The organism is Vibrio sp. 2033, assembly GCF_033339735.1.
In genome coordinates this window covers 1-694 of sequence record NZ_JAWOVC010000361.1, presented here as the reverse complement: position 1 = coordinate 694, position 694 = coordinate 1, and the positions used below count along the sequence as shown (strand labels likewise).

1 protein-coding gene is annotated in these 694 nt (G+C 46.7%); it reads left to right on the top strand.

Features of this window, described 5'->3' with window-relative positions; translation table 11 throughout:
* Position 1: 1 nt before the first annotated feature.
* Positions 2-694 (top strand): sigma-54-dependent transcriptional regulator (locus tag R7P74_RS26605; RefSeq protein ID WP_318095879.1); only part of this gene is annotated, 693 nt, incomplete at its 3' end.

Here is a 694-nt window from a genome sequence, read left to right as displayed (position 1 = left end):
TATGAGACCAAGGGTGTTATTGGTAGAAGACTCTACCTCATTAGCCATACTTTATAAGCAATATGTGAAAGATGAGCCTTACGACATTTTCCATGTCGAGACAGGTCGTGAAGCCATTCAATTCATTGAACGCAGCAAGCCTCAACTGATCATTTTGGATTTAAAACTTCCAGACATGTCGGGGGAAGACGTGTTGGATTGGATCAATCAAAATGATATTCCCACTTCGGTCATCATCGCCACCGCACACGGCAGCGTCGACTTAGCTGTAAACTTGATACAAAAAGGCGCTGAAGACTTCTTAGAAAAACCCATCAATGCCGACCGTCTTAAAACCTCTGTGGCACTGCATCTAAAGCGAGCCAAATTGGAAGACTTGGTAGAAAACATTCAGTCTACCTTCGATCGCCACAACTATCATGGCTTCATTGGCTCAAGCCTACCGATGCAAGCGGTATACAAAACGATAGATGCCGTCGCACCAACCTCGGCCAGCGTCTTTATCGTCGGTGAAAGTGGCACGGGTAAAGAAGTGTGCGCCGAAGCCGTTCATCGCCAAAGTGATCGCAGAGACAAACCTTTCATCGCCATAAACTGTGGTGCGATACCACGAGATTTGATGGAAAGTGAGATTTTCGGTCACGTTAAAGGGGCGTTTACTGGCGCAACCACAGACAGAAAAGGCGCAGCAACA